Origin of the sequence: Pseudomonas sp. JAI115 (genome assembly GCF_014200835.1) — a bacterium.
In the GTDB taxonomy this organism is placed as follows: Bacteria; Pseudomonadota; Gammaproteobacteria; order Pseudomonadales; family Pseudomonadaceae; genus Aquipseudomonas; species Aquipseudomonas putida_A.
In genome coordinates this window covers 20,369-36,823 of record NZ_JACHCY010000003.1, presented here as the reverse complement: position 1 = coordinate 36,823, position 16,455 = coordinate 20,369, and the positions used below count along the sequence as shown (strand labels likewise).

14 protein-coding genes are annotated in these 16,455 nt (G+C 61.1%); 9 read left to right on the top strand and 5 right to left on the bottom strand.

All coding sequences use genetic code 11. The annotated features are described in order from the left end of the window. The first annotated feature begins 15 nt into the window (after positions 1–15). On the top strand, positions 16–231 hold the full coding sequence (gene rmf, locus HDC30_RS08380) for a ribosome modulation factor (protein ID WP_003223300.1): 216 nt from the start codon (positions 16–18) through the stop codon (positions 229–231). A 287-nt stretch (positions 232–518) separates the two neighbouring features. Here the strand turns inward: rmf and HDC30_RS08375 are convergent, their stop codons facing one another. Next, a complete protein-coding gene (locus HDC30_RS08375) occupies positions 519–1,538 on the bottom strand; it encodes a quinone-dependent dihydroorotate dehydrogenase (RefSeq protein ID WP_115990328.1) in 1,020 nt (339 codons plus the stop codon). Positions 1,539–1,760: 222 nt separating this feature from the next. On the opposite strand from HDC30_RS08375, the gene HDC30_RS08370 reads away from it, so the two are divergent. The 8 genes from HDC30_RS08370 (at position 1,761) to cobA (ending at position 13,457) form a co-directional block, all read left to right on the top strand. Continuing rightward, positions 1,761–2,972, top strand: coding sequence for a CmpA/NrtA family ABC transporter substrate-binding protein (locus tag HDC30_RS08370; protein WP_183782199.1), 1,212 nt, complete (start codon positions 1,761–1,763; stop codon positions 2,970–2,972). 15 nt (positions 2,973–2,987) lie between these two features. Next, a complete protein-coding gene (locus HDC30_RS08365) occupies positions 2,988–3,563 on the top strand; it encodes an ANTAR domain-containing response regulator (protein ID WP_183782196.1) in 576 nt (191 codons plus the stop codon). A gap of 327 nt (positions 3,564–3,890) precedes the next feature. Next, positions 3,891–5,102 carry a NarK/NasA family nitrate transporter gene (locus tag HDC30_RS08360; RefSeq protein ID WP_183782193.1) on the top strand — a complete coding sequence of 404 codons (1,212 nt, stop codon included), beginning with the start codon at positions 3,891–3,893 and terminating at the stop codon, positions 5,100–5,102. 7 nt (positions 5,103–5,109) lie between these two features. Then, a complete protein-coding gene (locus HDC30_RS08355; protein WP_183782190.1) occupies positions 5,110–6,780 on the top strand; it encodes a bifunctional protein-serine/threonine kinase/phosphatase in 1,671 nt (556 codons plus the stop codon). Positions 6,781–7,200: 420 nt separating this feature from the next. Continuing rightward, positions 7,201–9,654: a nitrite reductase large subunit NirB gene (gene nirB / locus HDC30_RS08350; RefSeq protein WP_183782186.1), complete on the top strand. Its 2,454-nt coding sequence runs from the start codon at positions 7,201–7,203 to the stop codon at positions 9,652–9,654. Continuing rightward, positions 9,651–9,968, top strand: coding sequence for a nitrite reductase small subunit NirD (nirD, locus tag HDC30_RS08345; protein ID WP_027613287.1), 318 nt, complete (start codon positions 9,651–9,653; stop codon positions 9,966–9,968). Before nirB ends, nirD begins: the two co-directional genes overlap by 4 nt. Beyond that, positions 9,968–12,679 carry a nitrate reductase gene (locus HDC30_RS08340; RefSeq protein WP_183782183.1) on the top strand — a complete coding sequence of 904 codons (2,712 nt, stop codon included), beginning with the start codon at positions 9,968–9,970 and terminating at the stop codon, positions 12,677–12,679. The genes nirD and HDC30_RS08340 overlap by 1 nt, the downstream gene beginning before the upstream one ends. Before the next feature lie 13 nt (positions 12,680–12,692). Further along, on the top strand, positions 12,693–13,457 hold the full coding sequence (gene cobA, locus HDC30_RS08335; RefSeq protein ID WP_096797092.1) for a uroporphyrinogen-III C-methyltransferase: 765 nt from the start codon (positions 12,693–12,695) through the stop codon (positions 13,455–13,457). A 62-nt stretch (positions 13,458–13,519) separates the two neighbouring features. Here cobA and HDC30_RS08330 read toward each other — a convergent pair whose 3' ends face one another. The 4 genes from HDC30_RS08330 to HDC30_RS08315 form a co-directional block, all read right to left on the bottom strand. After that, positions 13,520–14,569, bottom strand: a complete 1,050-nt coding sequence (locus HDC30_RS08330) for an OmpA family protein (RefSeq protein WP_027613290.1) — start codon at positions 14,567–14,569, stop codon at positions 13,520–13,522. Positions 14,570–14,676: 107 nt separating this feature from the next. Beyond that, a complete protein-coding gene (gene sigX / locus HDC30_RS08325; RefSeq protein ID WP_011333251.1) occupies positions 14,677–15,267 on the bottom strand; it encodes an RNA polymerase sigma factor SigX in 591 nt (196 codons plus the stop codon). Positions 15,268–15,354: 87 nt separating this feature from the next. After that, positions 15,355–16,179, bottom strand: a complete 825-nt coding sequence (locus HDC30_RS08320) for a mechanosensitive ion channel family protein (RefSeq protein ID WP_007916401.1) — start codon at positions 16,177–16,179, stop codon at positions 15,355–15,357. Positions 16,180–16,181: 2 nt separating this feature from the next. Continuing rightward, a complete protein-coding gene (locus tag HDC30_RS08315; RefSeq protein WP_003223293.1) occupies positions 16,182–16,430 on the bottom strand; it encodes a hypothetical protein in 249 nt (82 codons plus the stop codon). Positions 16,431–16,455 lie beyond the last annotated feature (25 nt).

Below are 16,455 nucleotides of genomic sequence, written 5' to 3'. Positions count from 1 at the left end.
TGAGGGAAACACCCTATGAGAAGACTTAAGCGTGATCCGTTGGAAAGAGCATTTTTGCGCGGATATCAATATGGCGTTGGTGGCAAATCCCGCGAGCTTTGCCCATTTACTCTACCGTCGGTACGCCAAGCCTGGATCAACGGCTGGCGAGAAGGACGCGGCGACAACTGGGACGGTATGACCGGCACTGCGGGAATCCACAGACTCAACGAACTTCACGCCGTCGGCTGACACAGGGCACTTATTGCAACACGACAATCTGAATTTCTAGCGACTTACCATGCACGTCCTTCCCGGACGGCGGGCTTCGGCCCAGGGGCTCCTTCGAGGAGCCCTTTTTTATGCCTGCCCCGGACGATACAGACTCCCTGTGGCGAGGGGATTCATCCCCGATGGGCTGCGAAGCGGCCCCGAATCCATCCACCCAAGTGTGCCAGGCGAACGGCGGAAGCAAATTTTACGACTGCTGCGCAGCCGATCGGGGATAAATCCCCTCGCCACAGAGCCCTCAGAAAACCTCAGCGCAGCGCGGCGATCGCGTCGACGGATTCACGAATCAGCGCCGGGCCCTTATAGATGAAGCCCGAGTAAATCTGCACCAGACTCGCACCCGCCGTGATCTTCTCCGCCGCATGCTTGCCTTCGGTGATGCCACCGGCCGCAATGATCGGCAACCGACCACCCAGCTCCGCCGCCAACACCTTCACGGTATTCGTGCTCTTGTCACGCACCGGGGCGCCGGACAGACCACCGGCCTCGTCACCGTGCTCCATGCCTTCGACGCCAACGCGACTCAGGGTGGTGTTGGTGGCAATCACTGCGTCCATCCCGGTTTCGATCAGTGCCTGAGCCACCTGCGCCGTTTCTTCGTCAGTCATGTCCGGGGCGATCTTGATCGCCAGCGGCACATGTTTGCCGTGGCGCAGGGCCAGTTCGGCGCGGCGCGTGGCCAGATCCGCCAGCAACTGCTTGAGCGAATCACCGAACTGCAGGCTGCGCAGGCCCGGGGTGTTCGGCGAGCTGACGTTGACCGTGACATAGCTGGCGTGGGCATACACCTTGTCCAGGCAAATCAGGTAGTCATCCACCGCGCGCTCGACCGGGGTGTCGAAGTTCTTGCCGATGTTGATCCCCAGCACGCCCTTGTATTTGGCCGCCGCGACCCGCGCCAGCAGGTTATCCACACCGAGGTTGTTGAAGCCCATGCGATTGATGATCGCCTCGGCTTCCGGCAGACGGAAGATCCGTGGTTTCGGGTTGCCCGGCTGCGGACGCGGGGTCACGGTGCCGATTTCTACAAAACCGAAACCCAGTTGCGAGAAACCGTCGATGGCCGCGCCGTTCTTGTCCAGACCGGCCGCCAGACCCACCGGGTTCGGGAAGTCCAGGCCCATGACCGTCACCGGCACATTCGCCGGCTTCTTGCACAGCATGCCGTTGAGGCCCAAACGCCCACCCGCGCCGATCAGATCCAGCGACAGATCGTGGGAGGTTTCCGGGGAAAGTTTGAACAACAGCTGACGGGCCAGGGTGTACATGGGCGGCGATGACTCGGGCGGCGAAAAGAGGCGGCGATTATAGCCGGGCAACGTCCCCCGGCGCGAGGCACACAGGTAAATCAGCCTGACTGGCATATGCCTTGCACTTTCAGGGTATCAGCCCACAGGCCAATGGCGGCGTGCGGGCACGGACAATGGCGTCGTTCGCAGGTTTTGCCTTAGCAAAGCCTGGGACGGCGTTTTTTTTGAGGGTGGCTTTATATGAGTGATTCGTCCGTCGGGCCGTTGGCCTGGGTCAACGGCAGTGATGCCCCGGAAAAAAGCGCGATCAACCTCGGCTTCATGGCCCTGAGCGATTGCGCCTCGGTGGTCGTGGCCGCAACACAGGGCTTCGCCCAGCCCTACGGCCTGACGATCAACCTCAAGCGCCAGGCGTCCTGGGCGACCTTGCGCGACAAACTGGTCAGCGGCGAACTGGATGTGGCCCACAGCCTGTATGGGCTGATTTACGCCGTGCATCTGGGCATCGGTGGCGTGGCGCCGAGCGACATGGCGGTGCTGATGGGGCTGAACCAGAACGGCCAGAGCCTCAACCTGTCCCACGGTTTGCAGCAACTGGGCGTGACCAGTCCTGAAGCACTCGATCGGCAGGCGCACCAAACCCGCGCAAAACTGACCTTCGCCCAGACCTTTCCCACCGGCACCCATGCGATGTGGCTGTATTACTGGCTGGCGAGTCAGGGCATTCATCCGTTGCAGGACGTCGACAGCGTGGTGGTGCCGCCGCCGCAAATGGTCGCTCACCTGCAAGCCGGGCGCATCGATGGCTTCTGCGTCGGTGAACCGTGGGCGGCCGCCGCCGTGCAGCAGGATCTGGGGTTCACCCTGGCCACCAGCCAGAGCATCTGGCCCGATCATCCGGAAAAAGTCCTCGGTTGCACCCGCTCCTTCGTCGAGCAATACCCCAACACCGCCCGGGCGCTGGTGATGGCGATCCTCGAGGCCAGCCGCTTCATCGAGCAAAACCCGGAAAACCGCCGCAGCACCGCGCAGTTGCTGAGCGCCCCGGAGTATCTCGACGCCCCGCTGTCCTGCATCGAGCCGCGTTTTCTCGGTGATTACGCCGATGGCCTCGGCAATCGCTGGCAGGACCCGCACGCCTTGCGCTTTCACGGCAACGGCGAGGTGAATCTGCCGTACCTGTCCGATGGCATGTGGTTCATGACCCAATTTCGCCGCTGGGGCCTGTTGCGCGAGGATCCCGACTACCTCGCGGTGGCCCGCCAGGTCCAACAATTGGATATCTATCGCGAAGCGGCCACCGCCGTCGGTGTCGCCGCGTGGGGCAAGGAAATGCGCAGCAGCCAGTTGCTCGATGGCAAAGTCTGGGACGGCAGCGATCCGGCTGGTTACGCCCGCAGTTTCAAGCTGCACGCCCTGAGCGACGCCGCTCCTCTGCTCGCTCGCCGCTGACAGGAGGCCGCCAACATGCTCCGCATTCTGCTGATCAACGATACCGCGAAAAAAGTCGGCCGCCTGAAGGCCGCGCTGACCGAGGCCGGTTTCGAGGTCATCGATGAGTCCGGCCTGACCATCGACCTGCCGGCCCGCGTCGAAACGGTGCGCCCGGACGTGATTCTGATCGATACCGAGTCACCGAGCCGCGATGTCATGGAGCAAGTGGTGCTGGTCAGCCGCGACCAGCCCCGGCCGATCGTGATGTTCACCGACGAACACGACCCGGAGGTGATGCGCCAGGCGATCAAGTCCGGGGTCAGTGCCTACATCGTCGAGGGCATTCACGCCCAGCGCTTGCAGCCGATTCTCGATGTGGCGATGGCCCGCTTCGAAAGCGATCAGGCCTTGCGCGCGCAACTGCTGGCCCGCGATCAGCAACTGGCCGAGCGCAAACGCATCGAACTGGCCAAAGGGCTGCTGATGAAGATGAAAGACTGCAACGAAGAAGAGGCCTACACCCTGATGCGCCGCCAGGCCATGAGCCGCCAGCAGAAACTGATTCAGGTGGCGGAGCAGATCATTGCCATGAGTGAGTTGCTTGGCTGAATTCTATCAGGGCCCGTAAGCCCTCTTCGCGAGCAGGCTCGCTCCCACATTGGAAATGCATTCCCCTGTGGGAGCGAGCCTGCTCGCGAATCGCCGCCCCCCCCCCGTCAAGAACTGTTGGCACAAATCTCGCTAAGTATTCCGCACAGGTAACCAACGGCGGTTGCCCACCCACGACAAAGACGTCGCTCACCCGTTCGCCCCACCGGCGAACCAGGTAGCGGCGTTTTTGCGTTTTGGCCCCACAGCCCGGGGCCGGTGGTGCGGCCGTGGCGGCGCTCCACCTGCTGTGACTCCTTTCGAGACTCTTTTCAGCTGAGGTGCGCGATGAATTCAAGCTTCTGGAAATCCGGCCACACCCCGACCCTGTTCGCAGCCTTTCTGTATTTCGACCTGAGTTTCATGGTCTGGTACCTGCTCGGCCCGCTGGCGGTGCAGATCGCCGCCGACCTGCACCTGACTACGCAACAACGTGGTCTGGTGGTGGCGACACCGATTCTGGCGGGTGCGGTGCTGCGCTTTGTGATGGGTATGCTGGCGGATCGTCTGTCGCCGAAAACCGCTGGTCTGATCGGTCAGGTGATCGTGATCTGCGCGCTGTTTGGCGCCTGGAAACTCGGCATCCACAGTTTTGAACAGGCGCTGATTCTGGGACTGTTCCTCGGCATGGCCGGTGCTTCGTTTGCCGTGGCCCTGCCGCTGGCTTCGCAGTGGTATCCACCGCAGCATCAGGGTAAGGCGATGGGCATCGCCGGCGCCGGTAACTCCGGTACCGTGTTCGCCGCGCTGATCGCCCCGGTGCTGGCTGCGGCGTTCGGCTGGAGCAACGTATTCGGTTTCGCCCTGATTCCGTTGATCCTGACGCTGGTGCTGTTCGCCTGGCTGGCAAAAAACGCCCCGCAGCGGCCCAAGGCCAAAGCCATGGCCGACTACTTCAAGGCCCTCGGCGACCGCGACAGTTGGTGGTTCATGTTTTTCTACAGCGTCACCTTCGGCGGCTTTATCGGTCTGGCCAGCGCCCTGCCCGGCTACTTCAACGACCAATACGGCCTGAGCCCGGTGACCGCCGGTTACTACACCGCTGCCTGCGTGTTCGGTGGCAGCCTGATGCGTCCACTGGGCGGCGCGTTGGCGGATCGCTTCGGTGGCATCCGCACCTTGTTGGCGATGTACACCGTAGCGGCAATCTGCATCGCCGCTGTCGGTTTCAACCTGCCCAGTTCCTACGCCGCACTGGCGTTGTTCGTCTGCACCATGCTCGGTCTCGGCGCCGGCAACGGCGCGGTGTTCCAGTTGGTGCCGCAACGTTTTCGCCTGGAGATCGGGGTGATGACCGGGCTGATCGGCATGGCCGGCGGCATTGGCGGTTTTGCCCTGGCGGCCGGCATGGGCGCGATCAAGCAAAGTACCGGCAGCTATCAACTGGCGCTGTGGTTGTTCGCCAGCCTCGGCGTGTTGGCGTGGTTCGGTCTGCACGGGGTCAAGCGTCGCTGGAGAACCACCTGGGGTTCGGCCGCAGTGACCGCTGCGCGAGTCTGAGGCGTCGATGCCCCTGCAACTGAGCTTCGCCCAGGCCAGCGCCACCGGCCCGCGCGCGGAAAATCAGGACGCCCTGCGTCTGGTGACGCCCGCCCCGGCGCTGGCCGCCAGCAAAGGCTATCTGGTCGCCATCGCCGACGGTGTCAGCCAATGCGTCGACGGCGGCTTGGCCGCCCGCTCGACCCTGCAGGCACTGGCGCTGGATTACTACGCCACACCGCAAACCTGGAGCGTGGCGCAGGCGCTGGATCGCCTGCTGCTCGCGCAAAATCGCTGGTTACAGGCCAATGGCGGCGGGCAACCGTTGCTGACCACGGTCAGCGCGCTGGTCCTGCGCGGTCGGCGTTTCACCCTGGCCCACGTCGGCGATTGCCGGGTCTATCGCTGGCAGGCCGACGCTTTGCAGCGGATCTCGCAGGATCATGTCTGGGAGCAGCCAGGCATGCAGCACGTGCTCAAACGCGCGCTGGGGCTGGATCAGCATTTGGTGCTGGATTTTCTCGACGGTGAATTACGCGAGGGCGAATGTTTCGTGCTGCTCAGCGATGGCGTGTGGTCGACTCTGGGCGATACCGCGATTGCCGCGATTCTGCGCGATCAACCGGATCTCGACAGCGCCGCACACACGCTGGTCAATGCCGCGCATCTGGCCGGCAGCCAGGACAATGCCAGTGCGCTGCTGGTGCGGGTCGACGCGCTCGGCGAAGCGAACATCGGCGATGCACTGATTCACTTACAGCAATGGCCGCTGCCGCCAGCGCTGAAAACCGGGCAGATGTTCGAAGGCTGGCAGGTGCAGGGCGTTGTCGCTCAGAGCCAGCAATCGCTGTTGTATCGAGTGCTGGATGGCCAAGGTCGGGGCTGGTTGTTGAAAACCCTGCCGCCACGGCTGGCCGATGATCCTCATGCCGGGCAAGCCTTGCTGTCGGAAGAATGGTTCCTCAAGCGTGTCGCCAGTCGGCATTTTCCTGAAGTCCATGCCGGCACTCAGCGTCAGCATTTGTACTACGTGATGCGCGAATATTCCGGGATGACGTTGGCGCAGCTGTTTCAACACCACCCTGCATTGCCGCTGGCGCAGTGGCAGGACATTGCCGAGCGTTTGCTGCGGGCGGTGGGTCTGCTGCATCGGCGGCAGATTCTGCACCGCGACATCAAGCCGGAAAACCTGCATCTGGGTGACGATGGCGAGTTGCGCCTGCTGGATTTTGGTCTGGCGTACTGCCCCGGTCTGTCCGAAGACACCCCGTCAACGCTGCCGGGAACGCCCAGCTATATCGCCCCGGAAGCCTTTCGCGGCGAGCCACCGAGTGCGCAACAGGATCTGTACGCGGTGGGCGTGACCCTGTTTTTCCTGCTGACCGGGCATTTTCCCTATGGCGAGGTCGAAGCGTTCCAGCGGCCGCGATTTGGCCTGCCGGTGAGTGCTGGTCGCTACCGCCCGGACATGCCGGAATGGATTGCGCAGAGCCTGGAGCGTGGCGTGGCGGCGGATCCGCAACAGCGCTTTGAAACGGCTGAGGAATGGTTGCTGGTGCTGGAAAAAGGCGAGCGGCGCAGTTTGAGTGTGCGACCCAGGCCTTTGCTGGAGCGTGAGCCGTTGACGGTCTGGCGGACGGTAGCATTGCTGGCTTTGCTGGGGAATCTGGTGCTGCTGGTGGTGTTGTTTCATCGTTGATACCGCGTCGCGCCCTTCGCGAGCAAGCCCGCTCCCACAGGGGATTTGTGAACGACTCGGTTCCACTGTGGGAGCGAGCCTGCTCGCGAAGAGGCCAGCTCAATCACAACAATTCTGTCTGCCTGAATGCCCCGCGAACGAGCAACCCGCGTCGATTCGGTGCAAAAAATCCCCGTCTATAACCGCTTCCGCCTAATAAACACGCCATTCTCCCACTTGGCACAACCACTGCATTACCCGTTTCACCATACATAAAGCCCAACCTTCAACGACGAAGGCTGCGCTTCCCGAGAGAACGGGACCAGGACAAAGGCGTCCTCGCTAGGCAACTAGCGGGACGCCTTTTTTTGTTTGCGCAACATTTGTCGAGCACGGCCTGACTGCCCACAAGAGGCCAGCCACCGCTCCCCGGAGAACCTGATGAAAAAACTCAAACTGGTGATGATCGGCAATGGCATGGCCGGGGTTCGCACCCTGGAAGAACTGCTCAAGTTGAGCAACGAGCTGTACGACATCACGGTCTTCGGTGCCGAACCGCACACCAACTACAACCGCATCCTGCTGTCGCCGGTGCTGGCCGGTGAACAGACCTTCGAAGAGATCGTGCTCAACGACCTCGACTGGTACCTGGAAAACCACATCAAGTTGCTGCTCAACCGCAAGGTGGTGCAGATCGACCGAGTCAAACGCCGGGTGATCGCCGAGGACGGCACCGAGGCTGAATATGATCGCCTGCTGATCGCCACCGGCTCGACGCCGTTCATCCTGCCGATTCCGGGCAATGACTTGCAGGGTGTGATCGGCTACCGCGACATCGCCGACACCCAAACGATGATCGACACCGCCAAAACCCACAAGCACGCGGTGGTCATCGGCGGCGGCCTGCTCGGCCTCGAAGCCGCCAACGGCCTGATGCTGCGCGGCATGCACGTCACCGTGGTGCACATCGGCGAATGGCTGCTGGAGCGACAACTGGACAAGACCAGCGGCCAACTGCTGCAAACGGCGCTCGAAGCCCGTGGCCTGCATTTTCGCCTGTGCGAACAGACGCAGGCCCTGCACGACGCAGGCAACGGCCGGGTCGGCTCGGTGCAATTCAAGAACGGCGAGATCATCCCCGCCGATCTGGTGGTGATGGCCGCCGGCATCCGCCCCAATACCGAACTGGCGGAACGCGCCGGCATCCCCTGCAATCGCGGGATTCTGGTCAACGACACCCTGCAAACCTACGATCCGCGCATCTATGCCATCGGCGAGTGCGCCAGCCATCGCGGCATCGCTTATGGCCTGGTGGCGCCGCTGTTCGAACAGGCCAAGGTCTGCGCCAATCACCTCGCACAACTGGGTTTCGCCCGCTATCAGGGCTCGGTGACCTCGACCAAATTGAAAGTCACCGGCATCGACCTGTTTTCCGCCGGTGATTTCATGGGCGGCGAAGGCACCGAAACCATCACCCTCTCCGACCCGATCGGCGGCGTGTACAAAAAACTGGTGATCAAGGATGACGTGCTGGTCGGCGCCTGTCTGTACGGCGATACGGCAGATGGCGGTTGGTATTTCCGGCAGATTCGTGAGAATCACGCCATCGGCGAGATCCGCGATCACCTCATGTTCGGAGAAAACGCACTTGGCGACGTAGGACATCAGGGCCAGGACAAAGCCATGAGCATGGCTGACACTGCCGAAGTCTGCGGCTGCAACGGCGTGTGCAAAGGCACCATCGTCAAGGCGATTCAGGAACACGGCCTGTTCAGCGTCGATGACGTGAAGAAGCACACCAAGGCTGCCAGTTCCTGCGGCTCCTGCGCCGGGCTGGTCGAGCAGATCCTGATCAACACCGTCGGCGGCGCGGCGGACGTCAAACCGAAAAGCGAAAAAGCCATCTGCGGTTGCAGCGACCTCAACCACGGGCAGATCCGCCAGGCGATCCGCGAACAGCATCTGCTGACCATCGCCGGCACCATGAGCTACCTCAACTGGCGCACCCCGAACGGCTGTGCCACCTGCCGGCCGGCACTGAACTACTACCTGATTTCCACCTGGCCCGGCGAAGCCAGGGACGATCCGCAATCGCGCCTGATCAACGAACGCGCCCACGCCAACATACAGAAGGACGGCACCTATTCGGTGGTGCCACGGATGTGGGGCGGCGTGACCAACCCCTCGGAATTGCGCCGGATTGCCGACGTGGCTGACAAGTACAACGTACCGATGGTCAAGGTCACCGGCGGTCAGCGCATCGACCTGCTGGGGATCAAGAAGCAGGACTTGCCGGGCGTCTGGAAAGACCTCGACATGCCGTCCGGCCACGCCTACGGCAAATCCATTCGCACCGTGAAAACCTGCGTCGGCAGCGAGTTCTGCCGCTTCGGCACGCAGAACTCGACGCAGTTGGGCATTGAGCTTGAGCACGACCTTTTCAACATGTGGTCGCCGCACAAAGTGAAACTCGCTGTCTCCGGATGCCCACGCAACTGCTCGGAAGCGGGGATCAAGGACGTAGGAATCATCGGTGTCGACTCCGGCTGGGAGATGTACATCGGCGGCAACGGCGGGATCAAGACCGAAGTCGCCGAGTTCTTCGTCAAGCTGAAAACCGCCGAGGAAGTTCGTGAATACAACGGCGCGTTCCTGCAGCTGTATCGCGAAGAAGCCTTTTACCTCGAACGCACCGTGCACTACCTGCAACGGGTCGGCATGGAGCACATCAAGCAGGCCGTGCTTGAAGATCCGGAGCGGCGCAAGGCCCTGAATGAGCGCCTGCAATTCTCCCTGTCGTTCGAACAGGACCCGTGGAAAGAGCGTCTGGCGCAGCCGCAACTCAAGAAAGAATTCGAGGTGATCCCCGTGAAAAACCTGGAGGTGCCGGCATGAATTGGCTCGATATCTGTGCCCTGGAAGAGATCAATGCCCTCGGTTCGCGGATCATTGCCGGGCCGAAAGGCGACATCGCGATTTTTCGTACAAGCGACGACGAAGTTTTCGCCCTAGACGATCGCTGCCCGCACAAGGGCGGGCCGTTGTCACAGGGTTTGATCTACGGCAAACGTGTGGCGTGCCCGCTGCACAACTGGCAGATCGACCTGCAAACCGGTGAAGCCCAGGCGCCGGACATCGGCTGCGCGCACCATCATCCGGCGCGGGTCGAAAACGGCCGCGTGCAGCTGGCACTGCGGGATGCGGTCTGATGAACCGCCAGACGACCGCCTCGACCTGCTGTTATTGCGGCGTCGGCTGCGGCGTGCTGATCGAGCATGACGGCGAGCGCATTCTCGGCGTCAGCGGCGATCCGGCGCACCCGGCCAACTTCGGCAAATTGTGCAGCAAAGGCTCGACCCTGCACCTGACCGGCGATCTGGCCGCCCGGGCGCTGTACCCGGAGCTGCGTCTGGGCAAAGGCCTGGCGCGCAGTCGCTGCGACTGGAATACGGCGCTGGATCACGCGACCCAGGTCTTTGCCGAGACCATCGCCGAACACGGCCCGGACAGCGTGGCGTTTTACATCTCCGGACAGTTGCTGACCGAGGACTATTACGCCTTCAACAAATTGGCGCGAGCGCTGGTCGGGACCAACAACATCGACAGCAATTCCCGGCTGTGCATGTCGTCAGCGGTGGTCGGTTACAAGCGCAGCCTCGGCGCCGATGCGCCGCCGTGCAGCTATGAAGATCTGGAGCTCAGCGATTGCGTGATGATCGCCGGCAGTAACATGGCCTACGCCCACCCGGTTCTTTTCCGACGCCTTGAAGAGGCAAAATCGCGCCGACCGCAGATGAAGGTCATCGTCATCGATCCCCGACGCACCGACACCTGTGAGTTGGCGGACCTGCATCTGGCGATTTTGCCCGGCACCGATGTCGCTCTGTTCCATGGGATTTTGCATCTGCTGCTGTGGGAAGACTGGATCGACCGCGACTTCATCAAGGCGCACACCGACGGTTTGCCTGAACTGAAAAATCGGGTGCGCGATTACACCCCGCAAATGGTCGCGCAACTGTGCGGGATCAGTGTCGAGCAATTGCAGCAGTGCGCGGAATGGGTGGGCACGGCGCCAAGTTTCCTGTCGCTTTGGTGCATGGGCCTGAATCAGTCCACCGCTGGCAGCGCGAAAAACAGCGCGCTGATCAATCTGCACCTGGCCACCGGGCAGATCGGCCGGCCAGGCGCAGGACCTTTCTCGCTGACCGGTCAGCCAAATGCCATGGGCGGGCGGGAAACCGGCAGCCTGTCCAATTTGCTGCCCGGTCACCGGGAGGCAGCCAACCCCGAACACCGCGCCGAAGTGGCAGCCTATTGGGGCGTCGATCAACTGCCTGAAAACATTGGACTGAGCGCCATCGAGCTGTTCGAGCGGATGCGCAGCGGCCAGATCAAGGCGCTGTGGATTGCCTGCACCAACCCCGCACAGTCCATGCCCGATCAAAACGCGGTTCGCGAGGCGCTGCAGGCCTGCCCGTTCGTGGTGTTGCAAGAAGCCTTCCGCACCACCGAAACCGCCGCCTTCGCCGACCTGTTGTTACCCGCTGCCAGCTGGGGCGAAAAGGAAGGCTCGGTGACCAACTCCGAACGGCGCATTTCCCACGTGCGCCAGGCCATTCTCCCACCCGGTGAAGCGCGGCCGGACTGGGCGATCACCGTGGATTTCGCACAACGGCTGGAGCAACGTCTGCGTCCGCAACAACCAAGCCTGTTTGCTTTCGAGCATCCGGCGCAGTTGTTCGACGAATACAAGCAACTGACCCGTGGACGCGATCTGGACCTGTCGGGCATCAGCCATCAATTGATCGATGAACTGGGACCGCAGCAGTGGCCCTTCCCCACCGGCGCCCGACAAGGCACCGCGCGTTTGTATGGCGACGGGATTTTTCCCACGGCCAACGGTCGTGCGCAGTTTGTTGCCGATCCTTATCGTGCGGCCAAAGAACAACGCGATGCACGGTTTCCGCTGACCCTGATCACCGGGCGTCTGCGCGATCAATGGCACGGCATGAGCCGCACCGGCACCGCAGCGCAATTGTTCGGGCATGTCAGCGAAGCGCTGTTGAGCCTGCATCCGGACGAAATGCGCCGTCATCGTTTGCAGCCGGGAGATCTGGTCAATCTGAAGAGTCGACGCGGTGCGGTGATTGTGGCTGTCGGCAGCGACGACGGCGTGCGTCCGGGTCAGGCTTTTTTGCCGATGCACTGGGGCGAGCGCTTTCTCAAGGGCGGAGTAAACAGCCTGACCCTAACGGCCTTCGACTCGCTGTCGAAGCAGCCCGAACTCAAGCACAGCGGCGTGCGTCTGGAACCGGTGAATCTGCCATGGCAGCTCTTCGCACTCATCGAGGGCGATGTTCAACGGCATTTCGAGACACTACGACCCCTGTGTGAGGCGTTTTCCTACGTCAGCCTCAGCCTTGCCGGACGTGAACGGCCCGCGCTGCTGATACGCGCTGCCAGCGTCACGGCGCCGGAGCCGCAACTGCTGCGCGATATCGATCAGTGTCTGGCGCTGCTCGACGGGCCGGTACTGGCCTACGACGACGCGCGTCGCGCCATCGGCAAACGGGTACGCATCGAAAACGGCCGCATCACCGCGATCCGCCTGGCCGGCGAAACCCTGGCCCAGCATTGGCTGCAGGGGCTATGGCTGGAGGGCCGCGCCGATGAACAACTGCGACGCTGGCTGCTGGCGCCGATGAGTGCGCCGCCGGGCAGTGCCAGTTTGCAGGCCAATCCGGGAAAAACCCTATGCAACTGCCAAAACGTCAGCCACCGCGCGGTGTGTGCCGGGATTCGCCAGGGTCTCGATCTGCAAGGCCTCAAACAACAACTGGGATGCGGCACGCAATGCGGTTCGTGCGTCCCGGAAATCAAACGATTGCTGGCGGCCGATCTGCAGCCGGTATCCAGCTGATAAGGAAAACACCATGAATGCAAAAGTCTGGCTGGTGGGTGCAGGTCCCGGTGATCCCGAACTGCTGACGCTCAAAGCGGTGCGCGCATTGCGTGAAGCGCAGGTGGTGTTGATTGACGATCTGGTCAATGCCGCGGTGCTGGAGCATTGCCCCACCGCGCGAATCATTGCCGTGGGCAAACGCGGCGGCTGTCGCTCGACACCGCAGGCGTTCATCCATCGGCTGATGTTGCGTTATGCGCGCCAAGGCAACTGCGTGGTGCGGCTCAAGGGCGGTGACCCGTGCATTTTCGGTCGTGGCGGCGAAGAGGCGCAGTGGTTACGCGAACGTGGGATTGAGGTCGAGTTGGTCAACGGTATTACCGCCGGACTCGCCGGCGCGACGCAATGCGATATTCCGCTGACGTTGCGCGGTGTGGCGCGCGGGGTGACGCTGGTGACCGCGCACACCCAGGACGACAGTCAATTGAACTGGCAGGCGTTGGCGCGAGGTGGGACGACACTGGTGATTTACATGGGGGTGGCCAAGCTTGGCGAGATTCGCGATCAGCTATTGGCCGGCGGGATGGCGGCAGATACGCCGGTGGCGATGATCGAGAATGCCTCTCTGCCAGAACAGCGTGAGTGCCGCACTGATCTGATGAGCATGAGTGACGACGCCTGCCGGTTTGAGCTCAAGAGCCCGGCCATACTCGTCATCGGCGCAGTGGCTGCCATTGCAGAGCAAAGGATCGCAGTCTCCGGCAGCTCCCCCATGGGAACTGTGTACGCCCTGTAAAGCCAAATCGCAGGCAAAGAAAAGCCCGGCCTGAGCCGGGCTTTTCTCGTAGCGGCAGCTAATTACTTAGCTTGAGCTTCAACCTGCGCTTCTACGCGACGGTTAACAGCACGGCCAGCTTCAGTTTTGTTGTCAGCAACTGGGCGGGATTCGCCGTAGCCGATCGACTGAACGCGGGACGACTCAACACCGTACTGCTGGGTCAGAACCTGCTTAACGGCGTTTGCACGACGCTCGGACAGTTTCTGGTTGTAAGCGTCAGGACCGACGGAGTCAGTGTGACCTTCAACAGTGGTGTGAGTGGCTGGGTACTGCTTCATGAAGTCAGCCAGGTTCTTGATGTCAGCGTAGCTGTTTGGCTTGACGACCGACTTGTCGAAGTCGAACTTCACGTCCAGCTCTACACGAACAACTTCAGCAACTGCTGGGCAGCCATCAGCGTCAACAGTTACGTTGGCTGGGGTGTCCGGGCACTTGTCAACGTTGTCGCAAACGCCATCGTTGTCGCTGTCGGAGCAGACTTCAGCCGGAGCTGGAACTGGAGCAGCAGCTGGCTTGCCGCCGCCACCGAAGTTCACACCCAGACCAACCGATGGAGCGTAGTCCCAACGGCCGTTGTCCAGTTTGTAGTCAGCTTCTACGCCAGCACGGGCGAAGAAGTTTTCAGCGAAGTAGTACTTAACGCCAGCGCCAGCAGTCAGGAAAGTCGACTGGTCGCGACCGGTGTGGCCGTCAGCAGCTACGTTGGTCAGGTTGCCGTGCTTAACACCACCTTCAACGTAAGGACGCAGAGCGTCGCCAGCGTTGTTGAAGTGGTACTGAGCGGTCAGACCGAAGTTGTCACCGCGCAGTTTCTGGCTACCGGTACCGTCGTTCGAACGGGTGTGGTTGTTACGATCCCAGCCGAAGTTGATCGAGACGTCGTCGGTCAGGAAGTAACCGATTTTGGCGCCTGGGTTGAAGCCGTCTTCGACATGATCAATGCTGTCGTTGTACTGCTTCTTGTAGTTGATCTCGCCTTCAACTGCGCCTTGGCCTTGTGCCAGTGCGCCGAACGAAGTAGCGGCAATAAGAGAACCAATGGCCAAGCCCAAGGTGTTTTTCAGTTTCATCCGTTAAATCCCCATCTGGTGATTGTGAAGCAGTCCCGCAAACCGGGGGACAACTCGGCGGCAAGTCTATCAGAACTTGCCTACACGTAAGAGATATTTGCGCTGAACTAAGTTTCAGCAATGCCTGCAAATTTCTCACGCAATTTGTCTAGAGCACGTTTGTACCGCATTTTTGTCGCACTCAAACCCATGTGCATGATGTCTGCGATCTCCTGAAACTCCAGCTCTGCGACAAATCGTAGCACCAGAATTTCACGGTCAATCGGGTTCACATACACCAGCCAGCGATCGAGTCCGCCCTTCTCCTCGGGTTTCGGCGCCTTTTCTTCCGACGCTTCTTCCAGCGGGTCCAGACTCAAGGCGTCCATCAAGCGACGCTTTCGCCGTTCCTTCCGATACTGCGTGATGCATTCGTTATACGTGATGCTGTAGAGCCAGGTTTTGAACTTCGATTTCCCCTCGAAGTTCTTCAGGCCGTACAACACCTTAAGCATCACTTCCTGACAGACATCGTCTGCGTCGCGATCGTTCCCAAGATATCTCGCACAAACGTTAAATAATGTTCGCTGGTAACGCCGCATCAGCTCTTCATAGGCGCGCGTCACGTGAAACAGCTCGGTATGCGAGCGCGCGACCAACTCCTCATCAGAGAGCTCACGGGGGTCATAGCGCGTGGATAGCGTTTGGGCTTTATTCAAAACAAGTCGTGCCGACAGTCAGGTCAATGTCCGCCGCACCCCTCTCAGGGCATTTTGCGGCGGCATACATTAGCAGGGTTTGCCGGGTTAGCGGCTACTCACATGCTGTTCCAGCAGGATCCGATTGGAGAGTGAGACTAGCTCACCCTCATCGGTCAGCAATGTGGTTTTAACCGTGCCGATCTCTTCGATCTGGCCTTCGACCTCGCCAACACGCACTTGTTGCCCAACCTGATACAACTCACGCACATAGATTCCCGCAAGAATCTGACCGGCAATTTCCCGGCTTCCCAAACCCATGGCCAGCGCAACGGCCAGACCAACGGTAATCAATACGATGACAATCACATGGTTCAGCAGGTCAGTCTTGACCTCGAGCTGACTGATCGCGACCGAGATACTGATGATGATCACCAGCCCCTGGGCGATTCGGCCCAAACCCGAAGCGTAGTCCAGCCCTACGCCTTCTGCCGCTCCGCGCACCAGGCCGTTGGCCAATTGCGCGAGCAAAACACCGACCAGCAACACCAGCGCGGCGCCGAAAACTTTCGGCAAATACAACGCCAGCATGTCCAGCGTAGCTGAAACTCGCTCAAGTCCAAGGGACTCTGCTGCAGAAACCAGGAAAATCAGCAGAACGAACCAGTAAACAATCTTCCCGATCAAGGTTGAGATCGGCACTTGCAGGCCGGCCCGCGACATCAACTTGGTCAGACCGGTGCCGCCCATCAGGCGATCAAGGCCCAGTTTGGCGAGCAATTTGGACAGCAAGGTATCGAGCAGCTTGGCCACGACGAAACCCAACAGCAGCACCACCAGTGCGCCGAACAGGTTCGGGATGAAGTTGGCGACTTTGGTCCACAACGCAGTCATTGCAGTGACGAGGCTCTGAGTCCAGAGATCAAGTTCCATATTCAATCAGCCTTATCAGCAGTGCGTGCAGTAGTTTTACGAAGACGGGAAACCGGCGAGACGTGGGCCGATCCGTTATTCAGGGCGATCATCAGCGCGGGCAGCCAGCGGCCCAGCAGGCTGAACAGATCACCGGCGCCCACCTGGCGGTTGGCGGTTTTGAGTACGCGACCCAGGCATGCGTCGTCGTCACGGCTGGACGGCGAGGCGTTGAGCATATCGCGCAAAGACTGTTCAAACGGATCGTGCATACGCACCTCTCGTGATGTCTGTGAA

What these genes read in the sequence shown, in the direction of transcription:
- rmf (WP_003223300.1), top strand. Translation starts at nt 16, where the DNA reads ATGAGAAGACTTAAGCGTGATCCGTTGGAAAGAGCATTTTTGCGCGGA.
- HDC30_RS08360 (WP_183782193.1), top strand. Translation starts at nt 3,891, where the DNA reads ATGAATTCAAGCTTCTGGAAATCCGGCCACACCCCGACCCTGTTCGCA.
- HDC30_RS08330 (WP_027613290.1), bottom strand. Translation starts at nt 14,569, where the DNA reads ATGAAACTGAAAAACACCTTGGGCTTGGCCATTGGTTCTCTTATTGCC.
- HDC30_RS08315 (WP_003223293.1), bottom strand. Translation starts at nt 16,430, where the DNA reads ATGCACGATCCGTTTGAACAGTCTTTGCGCGATATGCTCAACGCCTCG.
- HDC30_RS08365 (WP_183782196.1), top strand. Translation starts at nt 2,988, where the DNA reads ATGCTCCGCATTCTGCTGATCAACGATACCGCGAAAAAAGTCGGCCGC.
- HDC30_RS08320 (WP_007916401.1), bottom strand. Translation starts at nt 16,179, where the DNA reads ATGGAACTTGATCTCTGGACTCAGAGCCTCGTCACTGCAATGACTGCG.
- cobA (WP_096797092.1), top strand. Translation starts at nt 12,693, where the DNA reads ATGAATGCAAAAGTCTGGCTGGTGGGTGCAGGTCCCGGTGATCCCGAA.
- HDC30_RS08355 (WP_183782190.1), top strand. Translation starts at nt 5,110, where the DNA reads ATGCCCCTGCAACTGAGCTTCGCCCAGGCCAGCGCCACCGGCCCGCGC.
- HDC30_RS08370 (WP_183782199.1), top strand. Translation starts at nt 1,761, where the DNA reads ATGAGTGATTCGTCCGTCGGGCCGTTGGCCTGGGTCAACGGCAGTGAT.
- HDC30_RS08375 (WP_115990328.1), bottom strand. Translation starts at nt 1,538, where the DNA reads ATGTACACCCTGGCCCGTCAGCTGTTGTTCAAACTTTCCCCGGAAACC.
- HDC30_RS08340 (WP_183782183.1), top strand. Translation starts at nt 9,968, where the DNA reads ATGAACCGCCAGACGACCGCCTCGACCTGCTGTTATTGCGGCGTCGGC.
- nirD (WP_027613287.1), top strand. Translation starts at nt 9,651, where the DNA reads ATGAATTGGCTCGATATCTGTGCCCTGGAAGAGATCAATGCCCTCGGT.
- nirB (WP_183782186.1), top strand. Translation starts at nt 7,201, where the DNA reads ATGAAAAAACTCAAACTGGTGATGATCGGCAATGGCATGGCCGGGGTT.